Genomic DNA, 16,438 nt, shown 5'->3' on the forward strand with positions numbered 1-16,438 from the left:
ATGACCTCCTTGTTACGGGTCTTTTCGAATATTTACCGGAAGCCCTTTTCCGTCAAGTTTCTTTGGGAAAGAAACCATTTTTCAATCTCAACCAAGACGAAGAGGAGTAGGCTTCCGATGCCCACCAAGCCCCAGGCTTTGAGAGGGAGAGGGGCTACTTTGAAGATCCGATTCAGGACGGGAAGATAGGTGAAAAGGGCCTGGAAGAGAACTATGGCAGCCAGTCCGGGGAGGAGGGCCGAGTTGCCAGAAAGGAGTTTGACAGGATTGAGAGGGGCCTTTTTGAGAAAACGGGTGTTTAGGAGATAGAGGGCCTCCATGAAGACGATGAGGTTTACCGCCAGGCACCTAGCTTCCTCTACTCCATGACGAGCCTTCCAGAATTCAAAACCCGCCCAGGTGACACTGGCCATGATCACCGAGACCAGAAGGATTTGGAAAATGAGATAGCCGTCCAGAAGGGGGGCCTTCGGAGGCCTGGGCGGACGGGCCATGACGTCCTCTTCCGCAGGTTCAAAAGCCAGGGTCACTGCAAGGGCTACGGTGGTCACCAGATTGATCCAAAGGATGTGAAGGGGAAGTACGGGAAGGACCGTGGCCAGGAAAAGGGCCGCGAGCAGGAGCAGACACTCCCCGCCGTTGGTGGGGAAGACGAAGAGCAGGGTCTTCTTGAGGTTGTCAAAGACCGTACGTCCTTCTTCCACGGCTGCTACCAAGGTGACGAAGTTGTCGTCCAGAAGGACCATATCTGCGGCCTCCTTGGCCACCTCTGTTCCGCTCCCCATAGCCACTCCGATATGGGCAGACTTCAGCGCCGGGGCGTCGTTCACCCCATCCCCAGTCATGGCTACGATCTCATCTTGTTTCTTGAAAGCCTCGATCAGCCGGAGTTTGGTTTCCGGGGTAGCCCGCGCTACGATGTCCGTGTGTTCAAGTAGGATGTAAAGTTCTCCGGGGTCAAGCTTTTCGATTTTCCTTCCGGTGACCGCCCTTCCGGAAAAGCCAACGCGATGACCTATAGCCTCGGCGGTGAGGGGATGATCCCCGGTGACCATCTTGACCCTGATTCCGGCGGAAAGACAGGTTTTTACCGCGATCTCGGCCTCGGGGCGGGGAGGGTCTCGGAACCCTACCAGCCCGAGGGGAGTTAAATTCCCCTCCGAAAGGGCCTCCGAAATATTTAGGCGAGAGGTTTCTTTTTGAGCCAGGGCTATTAATCTTAGCCCCGAAGCGGCGAGTTTCTGAAGTTTCCTTTCAAGGGTACCTTTTTCCTTGCACAGGGCGAAGACTATTTCTGGAGCCCCCTTGAGGATGATGAACTTCCGCCCCCTTTTTTCTATCAGAAGGGCCGAATATTTCCGAGAGGAATCGAAAGGTAGCTTCTCGAGGATCCGGTGGTCGGAGGCCTTGGTCTCCCGAGGCGGAAGGATCTTCTTTAGGGCCTCGTCCAGAGGGTGGCCTTCTTCAAGGGTAAGGGCCACGGCTTCAAGGAGAGGCTTAAGTTCTTTCCTGAGGTAAGCGGTTTCGGGCTTTGTGCTTTCTCCTCTGGAGTCCACCAGGATTTCGGGCTCCAGGCGGTTCTGGGTAAGGGTTCCGGTCTTGTCGGTGAAGATCACGGTAGTGCTTCCGAGGGTCTCAACCGCCGGAAGATACCGAATAATGGCCTTCTTTTCGGCCATGCGTTTTACGCCCATGGCTAGAGCGACGGTGAGGATGACGGGAAGCCCTTCCGGGATGGCTGATACTGCCAGGGCCACCGCAGCCATGAAGGATTCTTCTAGCGAAAACTTCCGAAAATATCCCACGGCAAAAGTCAGGCCGGCCAGGAATACGATGGCCACCGTTACCCAGCGGGTGAACCCTTCGAGTTTTTCCGCCAGGGGGGTTTTCGGGAGACGAATTTCGCCCATCATACGGGCAATCTTTCCGAACTCGGTCTCAGCCCCGGTGGCCACTACCAAGGCCCGGCCCTCACCAGCTACCACCAGGGTTCCGGAGAAGACTAAATTTTTCCTTTCAGCTAGAGGGACTTCTTCAGGGAGGACTTCCGGAGACTTTTCAACCGGAAGGCTTTCTCCCGTGAGCACGGCCTCATCCACGGAGAGTCCGCGAGTCTCAACTAGCCGGGCATCCGCCGGGATCTTTATCCCGGTACTAAGAAGCAGGAGATCACCTGGCACAATGTCTTCAGCCGAGATTATTCGGCTTCGGCCCTCACGAATTACTATCGCTTTGGGACTCAATAAATCTTTAAGGCTCTCTAGGGTTCGTTCGGCCTTGTACTCCTGGAAGAAGCCGATCATGGCATTTATGACCACCACAGCAAGAATCACGGCCGCATCCACGGGTTCTCCTATGAAAAAAGAGATAAACCCTGCCACTATGAGGGCGTAAATAAAGAGCGATCGAAATTGAGCGAGGAAGATCTTTAGAGGATTCCTCCCGGGTTGAGTGGGTAAACGATTGGGACCGTAGCGTTCTTTCCGCAAAAGGGCCTCTTTTTCTGAGAGCCCTTTTACGGGATCTGTCTTTAGGGAAAGAGCGATTTCTTCAGCGGAGTATTGATGGGCATTCTTCATTTCAGTAGAAACTTTTACCAAATTTTAAGAGACGTTGCACTTATTTTAAAACTAGACTTAAAATATAAAATTTTAGTATTATCTTATTTTGGAATTTTGGTGTTAACTTATTTTAGGAGCTTTGTTTGGGAGTCGGTCCTTTATGGGACAAACGGTTTTAGAGCTTGAAGGCGGATACCAGCTTAAGACTTCTCCTGATGGAATGGAGGCCTGGATAGAGGTTCCTCCAGGGACAACCTTTAAAGATTTTTCTCGTCTAAAAGAACAATTGGAGTCTTTGGGCTTACAAAACCTTTTGGATCCTCCGATCCTCGAAGAAGGTCGTCTGATAGTGGCCCGAGGAAAACCGCCTCAGGACGGGGAGGATGGGAGGATAGAGTTTTTGGTAGATTTTTCCCAGGGTCCCCGAGAGATTTCTCCCCACCGCGTAGATTGGCGAGAGGTAAACGCCTTGGTTTCTGTGCCAGCTGGGACTCCGGTGGCCAGGGTCTTGCCGCCTTCACCTGGTATCCCCGGGCTTACGGTTTGGGGAGAACCTGTGCCTCCCAAACCCGGGAAAAAGGTGCATATCAAGATCGAATCCCGAGCGGAAGATAAAGATATAGAAGCTATAGAAAAGGAACTTAGAGAGCTTGAACAGGAGAAGGTTCGGGCAGACTTGATTTTGGGGCCGGGGCTGAAATACGAAATCAAAGAAGGACTAATTGTAGCTCGGGAGGGAGGTTTTCTAGAACTAAAGGAGCGTCGTCTCCGTCTGTATTCGGTTTACACCTTGGAAGGAGATGTGGACTGGAATACCGGAAACATATACTTTCACGGGAAGAAACTGACAATCAATGGCTCGGTGAAGAGAGGTTTTAAAGTGGAATCTCAAGGGGATCTGGAGATTAAAGGGGATATAGAGGATGGAGCCGCGATCAGAGCCGAAGGAGCCTTATTTATTTTCGGGATTATCAAGGGCGAACGCATTGAAATTTTTGCCGGCCGGGAGGCGATCCTAAACATTGTAGAATACGCTACCCTGAAGGTAAAAGGCAATCTAAACGTTACCGGCTACCTGCTCCAGGTCCGGGCTATTGTGGGGGGGATGCTTTCTGTTATCGGAGAAAAGGGGATCATTGGCGGAGAGATTTATACCGAGGGCTCGGCCACCGTAAGCGTGGTCGGAAGTTCAGCTTTCGTAAGGACTTTGATAAAAGTAGGTTATAGTTACGAAGTGGCTGAAGAAGTAGAAAGGCTTGAGAAGGAGTTTTCTAAACTAGATGAAGCCACTGATAAACTGAAGGATCTTTTGGTTAAAGGGATAAGGTTGGCCAAGGCTGGCAAACTTAGTCCAGAGAAAAAGGAAATGCTCAAACAGTTGCACGCCTTTTTAAAGAAAAAGATCATCGAAATGGCCGATATCAAGGAAAAAATAAAAAGTCTCGAAGAGCATATAGACAAGGGAGAATATGCCATTTTACAAATTACCGTAAAGGCCTATCCCAATGTAATCGTAGGTATAGGCAAATACTCTATGCTTTTAAAAAAGGAGCATGGTCCGGGTATATTTTGTTTACAAGGCAAGAAAATAGTATTCAGGGGGTAACATTTGAAAGAAAAACCTTCATTAGAACTTAAAAGACTCCGAGAGAGCCTGAATAAGGCTGTAAAAGAATTTAATCGAATTTTTGGAAAAGATGTTTCTGACACGTCCTTAGAAAAAAGTATTTCGGGGAATATAGATAGTGTCTGTTTAGATTTACTCCTTATGGAATATTTGAGGTGGAAGACGATAATGATTAAGGAGGCCTTAAAGTGCAATGATTTTTCCCATATGTTGGAGCTGGATCATACTAAATGTTCGATCGGTCAATTTATTTTGGACTTTACCCCTCCGGATGAGACTTCAAAGAGACTGATAGAAGAAATTGCTCGGATTCACGAAAAACTACACTCGGAGTTTCGAAAATTGTCGGAGGATCTCAAGTCCGGCCAGGTGGATTGCGAGGATGTCAAAAAAAGACTTAAGCAAAGATTATTTCCTTTATTAAATGAGCTAGTGGATCTTTTGACAGATCTTTCTAACCATCTTGAGAAACTGGAAGCTGAGAGATAGCCTTTGGGGATCGCTGTTCCCGGACATATGAAGTTTGTAGGCTCCGGGGCCCTGAACCTGGATCTTTTCTATGAGGTCCCGGATCTGACCGAACTCGAATTCGGAGGGATAAAATTCCGGCCGGGGAGCGAGGCCTCCGGTGACCGGAAGACCTTTTACGCCCTGAGAGACTATCTCGAGGCTCGGGGACGCTTTCTGGGGGCCTCTGGTGGCGGTTCGGCGGCCAACACCATCTACGCCCTCGCTCGTTTCGGTTTTGAGACCGCCTTTATCGGGGCCGCCGGACAGGACGAGGAGGGCGAAAGAGTTCTTTCCGAGCTTTCGGCCGAAGGGGTGGAGCTTTCAAGGGCCCTGGTCTCCGGGACTACCGGACTAGCCCTCATCGTCCTTGATGAAAAGCGGGACCGTTTCATCTTCGTCTCACCCGGAACCGCCGAAAAGACCCTTGCGGATTTCGATCCCTCGGTGACCGAGGGGGAATGGCTACACTTGAGCTCGCTCGTCACCGATGAGGGTTTTGCCTTTCACAAGAGGCTTGTCCTCCGGACTTCCGGGCCGGTGAGCCTTGATCCTGGTGAGATCTACGCCGCAAGGGGGCGAGAGGCCTTGCTTCCAATATTACAAAGGGTGACCCACCTCTTCATAACTGAAAGGGAGCTAGCTGTGCTTGCATTGTCCCAAGATGAGCTTTTTGAGACCGGAATTGAGGTCCTTTTCGTAAAAATGGGTGCCCGGGGGGCAAGGCTTGTCCTTCCCAGAAAAGAGCTTTCCCTCCCGGCGGAGACGCCCTCCCGGTTGATTGACAACACTGGGGCCGGAGATTTCTTCGACGCCGGAGTGCTTGCGGGCTTGGCCCTGGGATTGTCCCCGAAGAGGGCCTTAAAGCTTGGCCTTAAGGTGGCCGCTACCAGCCTTTCCGACTATGGCCGCCGGGGTTGTCCCGAAAGGGAGGAGTTTTTAAACTGGGTGAGAGAACTTAAGGAGGGCCTTTGATCGTAAGAGAAAAGAAGTTAATACTTCCTGCCGGTGTTGAGACCGTTCTTTCGGCCCTCTCCGAAGGGGCCCTTTTTGCGGATCTCTATTTTGAACGTTCACGGGACCTCCGAATCGTTCTTGAGGGCGAGAAGATAGAGCAACTTTCTACTGGCGAGGACGCCGGTGTCGGCCTTCGCCGCATCGAGGAGGATTTCCATACCAACTACGCCTTCTCAAACGATTTTTCCGGAGAGACCCTGCTGGCTCTGGCAAGAAGGCTCGGTGGTCGAGAAAGCGCAAGGGCGCTCGAGCTCAATAAGCCAGTTGCCAGTCAGCTCTCCGTAAAGGTTGATCCTGAGGAAGTAAGGCTTTCCCGTAAGATAGAGTTTGTAAAACAGGCGGCAGAGGTGGCCCGCAGAAAATCCCCGGAGATAAGGCAGGTGCGGGTGGTCTATCAGGAGAGCTTTAAGGAACTTGTCATGCTTGCTTCCGAAGGCCGAATGGTTGAGGAGAGCCGGCTCTACACCCTCTTTGCGGTACAAGTAGTAGCCGAAAGGGATGGCCTGCTTCAGCAGGGCTATGAACCCGTGGGTGGCACGGTTGGACTTGAGCTTTTTGAGGAGGATCCGCCGGAGGAGGTGGCCCGGCGGGCGGCTGAAAGGGCCCTTCTCATGCTTTCAGCTCGCAGGGCCCCGGGGGGGCGCATGCCGGTGGTGCTTTCTTCTTCCGCCGGGGGGACCATGATTCACGAGGCCGTGGGCCATGGACTTGAGGCCGATCATGCCGAGGAAGGGTTTTCGGTCTATGCCGGCCGCCTGGGAGAGAAGGTGGCCTCTCCCCTTATCACCGTGATCGACGACCCCACCCTTCCGGGAAAACGCGGTTCCTATCTTTTTGACGACGAGGGGGTTCCGGCGGAAAGGGTGGTTCTCATCGAAAATGGTGTGCTCAAGAACTTCCTTTACGATCGGGCTACGGCCTTAAAATTCGGAAAAAAGCCAAACGGTCATGGGCGCCGGGAATCTTACCGCCACCGTCCCATTCCTCGGATGGCCAACACCTACATCGCCCCTGGCCCCCACGATCCTGGGGAAATCATCCGTAGCGTCTCCCGTGGACTTCTGGTGAAAAAGATGGGCGGAGGTGAAGTCAACCCCGTAACCGGGGACTTCGTCTTTGAGGTTACAGAGGGCTATCTAATCGAAGACGGCGAGGTGGGAGAGCCCATAAGGGGAGCCACCCTTGTGGGGAATGGCCCCGAGGTCCTCAGGATTATCGACATGGTGGGAAATGACCTCGGATTCGGTATCGGCACCTGCGGCAAGGACGGCCAGGGCGTCCCGGTCTCCGACGCTCAACCCACTCTCCGCATCCCCGAACTCATCGTCGGCGGCGAGGTGAGGTAAAGCCCAAAGCTGGGTGTATAGCGATATTGTGTTGAATTCACTAAAGTATTTTAGTTGACTTCCTGTCTCTGGAGATTTGACGCTGTAACTTTACTGGTAAAATAATCCGGCGGGATAAAGTGCAAAAGGAGACGAACAGATGTGCGGAATCTTCGGAGTTTTCGGGCACAAGGAGGCGGCCAAACTTACTTATTTCGGGCTTTATGCCCTTCAGCACCGGGGACAGGAAAGCGCCGGGATGGCGGTCTCGGATGGGCGGGAGGTCCGGGAGTACCGGGCTCTGGGACTGGTGCCGGATGTCTTCAATGAAGAGATCCTCAGCCGGCTTCCTGGACACATCGCTGTGGGCCATGTGCGCTACTCCACCACCGGCTCCACAACCGTTAAAAACGCCCAGCCCTTCTGTGTAACCCATGGGGGTTGCACGCTTGCGCTTGCCCATAACGGAAACCTGGTAAACGCCTACGAGATCCGGCGGGAACTCGAGTCCCAGGGCTCAATCTTTCAGACCACCATGGACAGCGAGGTTATTGTGCATTTGCTGGCCAAGGCCTCCCGCAAGGGGATCGTGGAGGCCATCCGGGAGGCCATGGGAATCATCCGCGGGGCCTACTCCGTGATCCTTCTGCTTCCGGACAAGCTCATCGCCTTCCGGGATCCTTATGGCTTCCGTCCCCTTTGTCTCGGGATGGTTAACGGGGGCTACGTGGTGGCCTCCGAGACTTGTGCCCTGGATCTTATCCAGGCCCAATATCTTCGGGACATTGAGCCCGGGGAAATCCTGGTGATAGACGAAAATGGCCTTTCTTCTTACAAAGGGATGGAAAGTGCCCGCCGAGCCCACTGCATCTTTGAGTTCATTTATTTTGCCCGGCCGGACAGTTACATCTTCGGCGAAAATGTTTATGCCTTTCGCAAACATTTGGGGGAGGGGCTGGCCCGCGAAAATCCTTTAGAAGTAGACTTCGTAATGCCCTTTCCCGACTCCGGAAACTACGCGGCCATCGGTTACGCCCAGGCCACCGGGCTTCCCTTTGAGATGGGGGTTATTCGGAACCACTATGTGGGGCGTACCTTCATTCAGCCCTCAGCCGGGATGCGGGATTTTTCGGTAAGGGTAAAGCTGAACCCGGTAAAGGAGATCCTGCGTGGGAAAAAGGTGGCGGTGGTGGACGATTCTCTGGTTCGGGGAACCACCAGCCGCACCAGGGTTAAGGCCATCCGGGAGGCCGGGGCCCATGAGATCTATATGCTCATAAGTTGTCCCCCCATTCGCCATCCCTGCTTTTACGGCATAGATTTCCCCACTCCCGGAGAGCTCATCGCGGCCAAACACTCGGTGGAGGAGATTCGACGGTATCTTGAACTCGACGGGCTCTATTACCTGAGCCTTGAGGGCCTGATCTCGGCCGCCGGCGGGGAAGGTGACAAGTTCTGTCTAGCCTGTTTTACCGGGGAGTATCCGGTCCCGGTGGAAAGGGGATTTAGAAAAGACATTCTGGAGAAAGGCGAATGATAGCGTACCGTAATCTTCAGGAATTCGTAGAAAGGCTTTCTGCCGAGGGTGAGCTTTTACGCATAAAGGAACCGGTTTCTCCCGACCTTGAGATCACGGAGATTACGGACCGGGTGGTAAAGCGCGGGGGGCCGGCCCTTCTCTTTGAAAGGGTGAAGGGCTACGACCTGCCGGTCCTTACCAACGCCTTCGGAAGCATGCGCCGCATGAGCCTGGCCCTGGGGGTCTCGGATCTCGAAGCCCTGGGCCGAGAGATCTCGGATTTCCTTCAGGTGGAGGCCCCGGATTCGCTCTTCAAAAAACTGAAACTGGTCCCGAAGCTGAAACGCCTGGCCAATATGTTTCCGAAGATGGTGAGCAAAGCGCCCTGCCAGGAGATCATTCTAAAGGGCGACGAAGTGGATCTTTTGAGGCTTCCGGTGCTCAAGTGCTGGCCGAAGGACGGCGGGCCCTTCATCACCCTTCCGGTGGTGATCACCAAACACCCGGAAACCGGGGTGAGAAACGCCGGAATGTATCGCATGCAGGTCTTTGACAAAAACACCACCGGAATGCACTGGCACACCCACAAGGGCGGGGCCCATCACTTCCGGGTGGCCGAGCGCTTGGGGCAAAGGCTTCCGGTGGCGGTGGCCATCGGGCCGGATCCGGCGGTGACCTACGCCGCCACTGCGCCCCTTCCCGAGGACGTAGACGAGTTCGTCTTTGCCGGATTTTTGCGAGGCAAACCGGTTGAGCTGGTCAAATGTATCACCGTACCGCTTGAGGTTCCGGCCGAAAGTCAGATCGTGCTTGAGGGCTATGTGGAGCCCGGGGAGAGGCGGCTCGAAGGTCCCTTCGGAGACCACACCGGCTACTATTCCCTTCCGGATTACTATCCCGTCTTCCATATAACCTGCATGACCATGCGGAAGGACGCCATCTATCCCGCCACCATCGTGGGACGCCCCCCGCAGGAAGACTGCTACATGGCCAAGGCCACCGAAAGGCTGTTTTTGCCCCTTATAAAAAAGACCCTTCCCGAGATCGTGGACATGAATCTCCCCATCGAGGGGGTGTTTCACAACCTGGCCTTCGTTTCCATTGACAAACGCTATCCCGGACATGCCCGGAAGGTGGCCTGTGCCCTCTGGGGCCTCGGGCAGATGATGTTTACCAAGATCATAGTGATCTTTGACAAAGAGGTGAACGTGCAAGATCTTTCGGAGTGTCTTTGGCGGCTCGGGAACAATGTGGACCCGGCCCGGGATATCTTTTTCGTGCAGGGGCCGGTAGATGCCCTGGATCACGCCTCCCCCTACCCCTTCTACGGCAGTAAGATGGCCATCGACGCCACTCGCAAGTGGCCGGAGGAGGGCTTCGGCCGCGACTGGCCGGAGGTCATAGAAATGACTCCGGAGGTCAAAGCCCGCATTGACAAGCTCTGGTCCAAACTTGGGGTGGAAAAGTTTCTGGAAAGGACTAAGCGAGACCTTTAAAGATTAATTTCTACCCCAGTTCGTAAACCTCAAGCCCTTTGGAAAGGAGAAGGGCGGCGGTGACGCCGAGCTTGGGCGAGAGGCCGCAGGAGGGACTCCGGGCTTTAAGAAAAGCCCGTCTTATTCCGAGTGTCTGGCAAATCTTTAGGACTTCTCGGGCCCCTCGCACAAAGGCTTCGGTGACTTCTTCGCCCTGTCGGTTTACTACCCGGGCCTTGCCGGAAAGAACGGCCAAGCCGTCTCCTTCAAGGATCTCAGCCGCTGGTCTCGGGGTGGAAAGGCCTCCTAACTGTTCGGGACAGGCCGGAATAAGGAGATACCGTTCCTTTAAGATAGTCACTACGGGCTCAGAGAGGATCTCTCCGTCGTAGCGGGTGGCGAGTCCCAGGAGACAGGCCGAGATCAGGACCGGTTCTCTCACACTAGGACTACCTGAGGGGAATCCCCGGAGGAGGCCTCGATAACCCCAATCCGGTAGACCGTATCCCCGAGCCCCCGACAGACGGTCTCCACCTCTTCCACGGCTTTGGGCGGAACCACCAGCACGAACCCGATTCCGCAGTTGAAGACCCGATACATCTCTTCCTCGGAGATGCGCCCCTTTTCCTTGAGGAAGTGGAAAACGGGCGGTACCTCCCAGGCCGATTTTTCGATTACCGCCCTTACCCCTCGGGGCAGCACTCGGGAAAGGTTGTCGTAAAAACCTCCGCCCGTGATATGGGCCATAGCTTTGATCCGAGTGCCCCGATGGAGGAGGTTTAGAACCGTATTGACATAAATCCTTGTAGGTTTGAGGAGCTCCTCTCCTAGAGGGAGGCCGAACTCCGGAACCTCTACCGAAAGATCGAGCTTGAGCTCCTCAAGGACGATCTTTCGGACCAGGGAAAACCCGTTTGAGTGCAATCCATTTGAGGCCAAGCCTAAAATCACATCTCCCACCGAGACCTCGGAGCCGTCAATGATACGGTTCCTATCTACTACGCCTACCGCAAAACCGGCGCAGTCATATTCTCCGGGAGGATACATACCCGGCATCTCCGCAGTTTCTCCTCCGAGAAGGGCACAGTGGCCCTCACGGCAGCCCTCGGCGATACCCTCTAAGAGCTCGAGATAGATCTTTTCCTCAAGTTTGCCGAAGGCCAGATAGTCCAGGAAAAACAGGGGTTTGGCCCCGCAGACGATGAGGTCGTTTACGCACATGGCTACGAGATCAATACCGATGTCCCGGTGTTTTCCGTAAAGCACGGCCAGTTTGATCTTGGTGCCTACCCCATCGGTAGTGGCACAGAGCACCGGCTCCTGGAAATGGTTGAGATCCAGGGCAAAAAGACCGGAAAAACCCCCGATGTCCGTAAGAACTCCCTGCCGGGGAGTGCTTTTCACCAGGCGCTTGACTTCTTCAACCAGACGGTTAGCCTTGTCAATGTCCACCCCGGCTTCGGCGTAACGTGAACTTTTCGACATGGCTTAATAAGCGTAGAGCTTTCCGTAAGGCCTGTGGGTGTAAGGCTCAATCTTAATGAAAGGTTCTTTCATTATCTCTTCGAGATCGAGATTGAAGTCTTCGCAGTATTCAGAAAGATGTTTCCTCAACAGGGCTTCGTCCTCCTCGGTAAGCTTGTGGGGTTTTAGGCCCAGACCAAGTTGCGTTTCCGAAACCTGGCCCCGCACATAGATGGTCCCACCATGCATCCCTGTGCCGAGATAGATGCCGGCGATAGGTCTTTCCGGATAACGCGAAAACATCCCCAGGAGGATGATGATACCTCCGGCCATGTATTCGCCGAGAAAGTCTCCGGCCTTGCCACCGATGACGATTACTGGGACCTTGTCCATATAGGCCTTCATGTGGATGCCCACCCGGTAGCCCACGTCCGAATAGACGTGGATCTTGCCCCCGCGCATGGCGTAGCCCAGCACGTCACCGGCCATGCCGTGGACCACGATCTTGCCCTCGTCCATGGTGTTCCCGGTACCGTCCTGGGTGTTGCCGTGCACGATGATCTCTGGTCCCCGCATGAAGGCCCCGAGATCGAGCCCCGGCGTGCCATAGATCTCAAGGCGCACCTTTTCGGAAACGCCCGCCGCGATGTACCGCTGACCGTTTATGTTCCTAAGGAGGAATTCCCTCTCTCCCTCCTCGATTTTAGCTCGAAGAAGCCGATTGAGATCCCGATAGTGGATGTCTTTAGCGTCAATCTCGGTGGCCATGTTTTCCTCCTCGAAACTCTATCCCGGATATCGGCAGACCGAGGCCTCGGTCCTTTTTCCCTGTCCCCGCAGGTAACTCCGCTGGTTGGGGATGACCCCGGGCTCAAGCTCTACGATAACCGGCTCTCCGGCCTTGGGAGCCCAGACCCGATCCGGATCTGGACAGATAGCCCGGATGGCGGCTTCTTCGCTGGCCATATAAACCAGGTCGCCCTTCTCCGCAGCTACCAGCGGCCGGAGCTTTACTCGATCGTTGAGGCCTACCAGACCGCCGTTATAGGCGAAAAGAATGGCAAAGGGACCGTTGAGCATGGCCCCTCCGTAAACCGCCCGCACAGCCGTGCAGAGCTCCCGTTCTTCTTCGGGCATACGGTCGATTTCTTCCCAGAAGGGCGGAGCCAGCGCTAGACAGGCCACCTCCACGGGCAACCGGTGCCGTCGGATGAGAAGGTCAAGTAGATAGGCTACTACCTCCGTGTCTGTAAGCAGCGTGCAGTGGTAGCCGAACATCTCAAGATACCGGCGGTTTGTGCCGTAACTCGAGATCTCGCCGTTATGCACGATGGACCAGTCGAGAATGGTAAAGGGGTGAGCTCCACCCCACCAGCCAGGGGTGTTGGTGGGGAAACGATTGTGCGCGGTCCAGATGTAGGCCTTATATTCCTCAATCCGGAAGAATTCCGCAATCTGGTGGGGAAAACCTACCCCCTTGAAGGCCCCCATGTTTTTCCCGGAGGAAATCACATAGGCTCCGTCAATCTTGGTATTGATCTCCATGACCAGGGAGACCATGTAGTCGTCCTCGTCCTCCGTGTCCGCACAGAGCTCTCGAGCCTCACCCTCGTACTTGGGTTTCACAAAGTAGCGCTTGAAAAGCGGGGGATCTTCTATTCCCGGTGTCCTGCGGGTGGGGATAGGTTCCTCGTGGGTGATGTAGGTGCGGTGGGCTAGTAACTCCTCTACGTCCTCCAGGGCCTTACGATGGTCGGCCATCACGTGCAGGGCGTAGTAATCGGCAAGGTCGGGATAGATGCCGTAGGCCGCAAATCCGGCCCCGAGGCCGTTTCCACGTTCTTCCTGGCAGCAGATGGACTTGATGATGATTTCTCCCGGGATGAGCTCTCCCTTGCGGTGGATGACCCCCGAAAGTCCACAACCCGAAATGTCTTTGCTTAATCCTCTTAAAAACTCCATAGGCTATTCCCCCGCGTGTTTTACCCCGAGGATCTTCATCTCGGTCTCGGTAAGCCCTACGGCTCGAAGTTTGTCCCGATTGGCTCGGAGACTCTCTATGGAATTGAGTCCCATAGCTCCGAGCATTTCCTTCATCTCGTGGGCCCAGCCATGCACGAGATTGTAGATCTTTTCATAGGCCACCTCTGGGGGCAAGCGCTTTATGAGCTCGGGATTGTTGGTGGCAATTCCCCAGGGACACTTGCCGGTGAAACAGTGCTGGCACATGGTGCAACCACAGGCGATGAGGGCCGGCGTTCCGATGTAGACGGCATCGGCCCCCAGGGCGATAAGCTTGATCACGTCCGCACTGGAACGAATGCCACCGGAGGCCACTAGCGAGGCCCGGTTGCGGATACCTTCCTCTCGCAGTCTTTGATCCACGGCCGCCACCGCTAATTCTATGGGGATACCGATGTAATCCCGGAACATGGTGGGTGCGGCTCCGGTGCCACCCTTGAGACCGTCTATAACCACCACGTCCGCTCCGGCCCGAACGATGCCGGAGGCGATGGCCGCCACGTTGTGTACGGCTGCGATTTTCACGAAGACTAGCTTCTTGTACTCCGTGGCCTCCTTGAGAGCGAAGATGAGGCCCCGCAGGTCCTCAATGGAATAGATGTCATGGTGCGGGGCCGGGGAAATGGCGTCCGCCCCTACCGGAATCATGCGGGTCTTTGAGATCTCCTCCGTGACCTTCTCGCCGGGAAGGTGACCACCGATCCCGGGCTTGGCTCCCTGCCCGATCTTGATCTCGATGGCTACTCCGGCGTTTAGATAGTCTACGTGAAGCCCAAAGCGCCCGGAGGCACACTGCACGATAGTGTTGGAGCCGTATTCGTAAAGGGAAGCGTGAAGACCACCCTCACCAGTATTGTATAAGGTTCCAAGGTCACGGGCCGCCCGAGCTAGCCCCTGATGCACGTGAAGACTTATGGCCCCGTAGCTCATGGCTGCAAACATGATGGGCACTTCGAGTTTGATCTGCCGGGGAAGGGGCTCTTTGAGCCGGAAACGGCCGTCTTTGATTTCTACCTCCAGGGCATCCGGCTTCGGCCCCAAATAGGTCCGAAGCTCCATGGGTTCCCGCAGAGGGTCGATGGGCGGATTGGTCACCTGGCAGGCATCAAGCACAAGATGATCAAAGTAATTACGGAAGGGGACGGCACATCCGGTAGAGGTAAGAAGAACACCACCCTGATCGGCCTGTTTGTAGACATTCTTAATGAACCAAGGTGTCCATACGGCGTGTTCCCGGAACTCCGAAGGATTACGCCGAATAACAATGGCCCGTGTAGGGCACATGGCCTCACACCGGTGACATCCCACGCACTTGGTGTGATCCTCGGAAAGTTCCTTCTTCTTGGCATTCCAAATATGGGCCCCGTACGAACATTCCTTTACACAGATGCGACAATTGATGCATTTTTCGGGATCACGTTCAATGATGAAGTCGGGGAAGAAACTAGCCCATTGAGGAACCTTCTTTTTCTTTGTGGTCTTTTTCTCGCCCACCTAAAGACCTCCTTTCCGTCCGGTAAGAAGCCACTTTAATGTAATTTTTAAATGTATTCAAGGGGCTGGAGTTTGCAAAATAGGGTTTCGGAGCTAAATTTCTTCCTGTTATGGAGGTGAAATATCGGGTCATCTACGGGGATACCGATACCGGGGGAGTTATGTACTACGGGAACTATCTTCGTCTCTTTGAGATCGGCCGCACAGAACTTTTGCGTGTTCAGGGGATAACATATCGGGAGATTGAAGAGGGGGAAGGCCTGATTCTCCCGGTAGTAGAGGCGCATGTGCGCTACAAGGCCCCGGCTCGGTATGACGATCTTCTTACCATCCGCACGGTCCTTTCTGAAGTAAAGCCTCACCGGATACGCTTTAATTATGAGATAAGGCGCGAGGAGAAGCTTCTCGTCCAAGGATACACTGTGCATGTTCCCGTAACTCGAGAGGGACGTCTTACTCGTTTTTCTCAGACCCTTTATCAGAAACTTCTTTCTATTTGCCGTGAGAGTGTTCGAAAATAGTTTTTAAGGAGCAACGAGATATAGAGGAAGGTAGCCAGGAGGTACATATTATAGAGCACAAAAGCGGCCAGTCCTCTCTTCTGGGCTATTTCTTCCTTTCTTACCCTAAAATGCGAGCCTATTTTCAGTTTTACCGTACCAAACAAACTTTCAATCAGATATCTATTTCGGCCCCATTTCTCCCAGAAAATTCTGGAATCTTTCCGCAGAGGATGTTTTACCTTCTGCCTGAAGGTTTCTTTTACTTTTATGGCCGGTTTTAATCCAAGCTCTACAAGTTTTTCCATGACCTTGAGACTGTCATAGCATTTATCTGCTATAAGACATTCGGCTTTAAAAGTGACCGGATCAATCTCTGTCAGAGCTTCCAGGAGAAGTTTTACCTCGCTGGCATAGGGACCTCCGGTTTCAGCGGTAATGACGATTCTTTTTCCGGATGAAGTTACTCCGATTATGGGGACCACTCTTATATGGGCTTTTACTTTTCTGATTTCTGAGCCTCTTAAGAATTTTAAAGGATAGAGGTCATGATAACTAAAACCGGTGCCATCAGAGATAAAGGAAAAGAGGTGGTGTTCTTTTGCTAGAAGTTTTCGGGCCAATTCTTGGAGAAGGATTTTCAGGGATTGTTTAGGGAATTTTGAGACTCGGTAGTGGTAGGTAGAAAGGGCGGGTCTTCGTCCCAATATATCGAAGGCCTCTTCTAGTGCTTCTCGGTAGGATAGATTTTTTAGGGTTTGGTAGAGGAAGATAGAGATAATGAAGGCATCGGAATAAGTTTTTGGGCGACCTCGAAAGGCCAGGGGCTTTTCATTTATTATGGCTCGGGTTATTTTGAAAATGGTCTTGAGACGCAGTTTGCTTCTTCTCATGTTGGGGGAGTTAATTCTAGGCTCCCCCAACGTC

General features: G+C 53.7%; 14 protein-coding genes. 7 read left to right on the forward strand and 7 right to left on the reverse strand.

Features of this window, described 5'->3' with window-relative positions:
* Positions 1-32: 32 nt before the first annotated feature.
* Positions 33-2,579, reverse strand: a complete 2,547-nt coding sequence (locus TDIS_RS01620) for a cation-translocating P-type ATPase (RefSeq protein WP_068668591.1) — start codon at positions 2,577-2,579, stop codon at positions 33-35.
* A gap of 142 nt (positions 2,580-2,721) precedes the next feature.
* On the opposite strand from TDIS_RS01620, the gene TDIS_RS01625 reads away from it, so the two are divergent.
* The 6 genes from TDIS_RS01625 to TDIS_RS01650 all read left to right on the forward strand — a co-directional run bounded on the left by TDIS_RS01625 (position 2,722) and on the right by TDIS_RS01650 (position 10,052).
* The gene (locus TDIS_RS01625) at positions 2,722-4,167 is read left to right on the forward strand and encodes a DUF342 domain-containing protein (RefSeq protein ID WP_068668592.1); all 1,446 of its coding nucleotides are present in this window, start codon (positions 2,722-2,724) and stop codon (positions 4,165-4,167) included.
* 189 nt (positions 4,168-4,356) lie between these two features.
* Positions 4,357-4,677 (forward strand): CZB domain-containing protein, encoded by a 321-nt coding sequence (locus TDIS_RS10970; RefSeq protein WP_153303716.1) that lies wholly within the window; start codon positions 4,357-4,359, stop codon positions 4,675-4,677.
* Positions 4,678-4,680: 3 nt separating this feature from the next.
* Positions 4,681-5,670 carry a carbohydrate kinase family protein gene (locus TDIS_RS01635; protein WP_153303717.1) on the forward strand — a complete coding sequence of 330 codons (990 nt, stop codon included), beginning with the start codon at positions 4,681-4,683 and terminating at the stop codon, positions 5,668-5,670.
* On the forward strand, positions 5,667-7,058 hold the full coding sequence (locus tag TDIS_RS01640; RefSeq protein ID WP_244147456.1) for a TldD/PmbA family protein: 1,392 nt from the start codon (positions 5,667-5,669) through the stop codon (positions 7,056-7,058). Before TDIS_RS01635 ends, TDIS_RS01640 begins: the two co-directional genes overlap by 4 nt.
* 139 nt (positions 7,059-7,197) lie before the next feature.
* Positions 7,198-8,574, forward strand: coding sequence for an amidophosphoribosyltransferase (purF, locus tag TDIS_RS01645; protein ID WP_068668596.1), 1,377 nt, complete (start codon positions 7,198-7,200; stop codon positions 8,572-8,574).
* Positions 8,574-10,052, forward strand: coding sequence for a menaquinone biosynthesis decarboxylase (locus TDIS_RS01650; protein ID WP_068668822.1), 1,479 nt, complete (start codon positions 8,574-8,576; stop codon positions 10,050-10,052). Before purF ends, TDIS_RS01650 begins: the two co-directional genes overlap by 1 nt.
* A gap of 10 nt (positions 10,053-10,062) precedes the next feature.
* On the opposite strand, the gene TDIS_RS01655 is transcribed toward TDIS_RS01650, so the two are convergent.
* Genes TDIS_RS01655 through TDIS_RS01675 form a run of 5 tightly spaced genes read right to left on the reverse strand, consistent with a single transcriptional unit; the run spans position 10,063 to position 15,011 of the window.
* Positions 10,063-10,473 (reverse strand): 2-thiouracil desulfurase family protein, encoded by a 411-nt coding sequence (locus TDIS_RS01655; protein ID WP_068668597.1) that lies wholly within the window; start codon positions 10,471-10,473, stop codon positions 10,063-10,065.
* On the reverse strand, positions 10,470-11,516 hold the full coding sequence (gene purM / locus TDIS_RS01660; RefSeq protein WP_068668601.1) for a phosphoribosylformylglycinamidine cyclo-ligase: 1,047 nt from the start codon (positions 11,514-11,516) through the stop codon (positions 10,470-10,472). The genes TDIS_RS01655 and purM overlap by 4 nt, the downstream gene beginning before the upstream one ends.
* Positions 11,517-11,519: 3 nt before the next feature.
* Positions 11,520-12,263 carry a GltB/FmdC/FwdC-like GXGXG domain-containing protein gene (locus TDIS_RS01665; protein WP_068668603.1) on the reverse strand — a complete coding sequence of 248 codons (744 nt, stop codon included), beginning with the start codon at positions 12,261-12,263 and terminating at the stop codon, positions 11,520-11,522.
* A gap of 18 nt (positions 12,264-12,281) precedes the next feature.
* The gene (locus TDIS_RS01670; protein WP_068668606.1) at positions 12,282-13,457 is read right to left on the reverse strand and encodes a class II glutamine amidotransferase; all 1,176 of its coding nucleotides are present in this window, start codon (positions 13,455-13,457) and stop codon (positions 12,282-12,284) included.
* A gap of 3 nt (positions 13,458-13,460) precedes the next feature.
* Positions 13,461-15,011, reverse strand: a complete 1,551-nt coding sequence (locus tag TDIS_RS01675; protein ID WP_068668608.1) for a glutamate synthase-related protein — start codon at positions 15,009-15,011, stop codon at positions 13,461-13,463.
* A 110-nt stretch (positions 15,012-15,121) separates the two neighbouring features.
* Here TDIS_RS01675 and TDIS_RS01680 point away from each other — a divergent pair, with 110 nt between their 5' ends.
* Positions 15,122-15,532 (forward strand): acyl-CoA thioesterase, encoded by a 411-nt coding sequence (locus tag TDIS_RS01680; protein ID WP_068668610.1) that lies wholly within the window; start codon positions 15,122-15,124, stop codon positions 15,530-15,532.
* Here TDIS_RS01680 and TDIS_RS01685 read toward each other — a convergent pair.
* Positions 15,490-16,404: a transposase gene (locus tag TDIS_RS01685; protein WP_068668613.1), complete on the reverse strand. Its 915-nt coding sequence runs from the start codon at positions 16,402-16,404 to the stop codon at positions 15,490-15,492. The genes TDIS_RS01680 and TDIS_RS01685 overlap by 43 nt on opposite strands.
* Positions 16,405-16,438: the final 34 nt, after the last annotated feature.

It is taken from the genome of Thermosulfurimonas dismutans, from assembly GCF_001652585.1.
GTDB lineage: Bacteria > Desulfobacterota > Thermodesulfobacteria > Thermodesulfobacteriales > Thermodesulfobacteriaceae > Thermosulfurimonas > Thermosulfurimonas dismutans.

What these genes read in the sequence shown, in the direction of transcription:
- TDIS_RS01620 (WP_068668591.1), bottom strand. Translation starts at nt 2,579, where the DNA reads ATGAAGAATGCCCATCAATACTCCGCTGAAGAAATCGCTCTTTCCCTA.
- TDIS_RS01625 (WP_068668592.1), top strand. Translation starts at nt 2,722, where the DNA reads ATGGGACAAACGGTTTTAGAGCTTGAAGGCGGATACCAGCTTAAGACT.
- TDIS_RS10970 (WP_153303716.1), top strand. Translation starts at nt 4,357, where the DNA reads ATGATTAAGGAGGCCTTAAAGTGCAATGATTTTTCCCATATGTTGGAG.
- purF (WP_068668596.1), top strand. Translation starts at nt 7,198, where the DNA reads ATGTGCGGAATCTTCGGAGTTTTCGGGCACAAGGAGGCGGCCAAACTT.
- purM (WP_068668601.1), bottom strand. Translation starts at nt 11,516, where the DNA reads ATGTCGAAAAGTTCACGTTACGCCGAAGCCGGGGTGGACATTGACAAG.
- TDIS_RS01665 (WP_068668603.1), bottom strand. Translation starts at nt 12,263, where the DNA reads ATGGCCACCGAGATTGACGCTAAAGACATCCACTATCGGGATCTCAAT.
- TDIS_RS01670 (WP_068668606.1), bottom strand. Translation starts at nt 13,457, where the DNA reads ATGGAGTTTTTAAGAGGATTAAGCAAAGACATTTCGGGTTGTGGACTT.
- TDIS_RS01680 (WP_068668610.1), top strand. Translation starts at nt 15,122, where the DNA reads ATGGAGGTGAAATATCGGGTCATCTACGGGGATACCGATACCGGGGGA.
- TDIS_RS01685 (WP_068668613.1), bottom strand. Translation starts at nt 16,404, where the DNA reads ATGAGAAGAAGCAAACTGCGTCTCAAGACCATTTTCAAAATAACCCGA.